The sequence below is a fragment of the Kitasatospora sp. NPDC059571 genome (assembly GCF_042735675.1).
Classification (GTDB): domain Bacteria; phylum Actinomycetota; class Actinomycetes; order Streptomycetales; family Streptomycetaceae; genus Kitasatospora.
Window position 1 is genome coordinate 18,818 of record NZ_JBHWBW010000106.1, and the last position, 1,256, is coordinate 20,073.

At 73.6% G+C, this 1,256-nt stretch carries 1 protein-coding gene; it reads right to left on the reverse strand.

The window, feature by feature from the left end; genetic code table 11:
• Positions 1 to 150: 150 nt before the first annotated feature.
• A complete protein-coding gene (locus ACFV0G_RS15070; protein ID WP_380546671.1) occupies positions 151 to 999 on the reverse strand; it encodes a chitosanase in 849 nt (282 codons plus the stop codon).
• Positions 1,000 to 1,256 lie beyond the last annotated feature (257 nt).

A 1,256-nucleotide genomic window follows, 5' to 3' on the forward strand; every position in this document is an offset into this window, starting at 1 on the left:
GCGGGGGGCCTGCCGGGGGGGGGGGCGGGCGGCCCCATCCCGGGGGGGGCGGCGGCGCGCGGGGCGGGGCGGGCCCCTTCTCCGCCCCCCCCCGGCCCCGCGGGGGGGGGGGGCCCCGCCCGGGCCCACGGCGGACGCGGTGGCGACCGGTCAGCTGTTGATCTGGTACGGGTCGCCGTAGACCTTCCACTTGAGCGGCGGGTTGAGGTCGAAGTTCTTGGCGCTGAGGAACACCAGCTGCTCGGTGTCGACCCGGCTGGTGTCGGCGTGCGCCTCCTCCTTCTTCATGACGACCTTGCGGGCGTCCGCGAAGGCCTTGAGGTACGCCGTCTCGTCGCCGCCCTGGGCGGGGGTCTTGGCCTTCCTCATGGCCGCGGCGCGGATGCCGCCGAAGCTGTCGGAGTCGCCGCCGGGGCCGTGCATCACGATGGCGTCGTAGTACATGAACTGGCCCAGCGCGCGCAGGCCGTCGCTCTTGGCCTGCGAGACGGCGGGGTTGAAGTAGACCCGGTCCCGCTCGTCGTTCTGGGCCTGCTGGAAGACGCTGTCCTTGGCGGCGGTGGCCCAGTCCCTGGTGAAGGCCGAGCCGAGGCCGGAGTGCGAGTCGCTGCCGTTCACCTTCTTGAGGGCGGGCAGGTACTTCGCGAGGACGTTGCCGGGCTTGAGGTCGGTGTAGTGCTGGACCAGCTGCAGCATGTCGCCGGTGCCGGAGCAGAACCCGATGATGCCGCCGGTGTAGCCGCGGCCGTCGCCGATGTCCTCGATGTACTTGTACTGGGCCTTCCAGTCCAGTGAGGAGTTCTCGGCGCTGGAGACGAGCTCCATCGCGATCTCCTTCTTGTGGGCGTCGTCCAGGCCGACCGACGCGGCCCGGACGACGGAGGCGTCGGCCTGGCCGGCGCTGACCGCGGCGACGGTCACCGGGACGGCCGCCAGCAGGACCGCGAGGGCGGCCCGGGTGGTGCGAGTGGTGCGGGCGGTACGGTGCTTGGCACTCATGGGACGCTCCGTCTGCTCGACTGCGCGGGGGCATGGGGGTGCCGCGGATCCGCGCTTCCCTGTTAGGAAACTTTCCTAACCGAGATTGAAGCGCCCGCCCGGCCGTCGCCGCAAGGGGCTTGCGCACACCGCGCGGAATGAACACGACACGTTCACGCGGCCCGTCGCGGCCCCACAACGCCGCTGGGGGGGGGCGGGCGGCGCCCCCCCCCCCCCGCGGGGGCGGGGGGGGGGGCGCCCCCGCCCGCGCCGGGGGC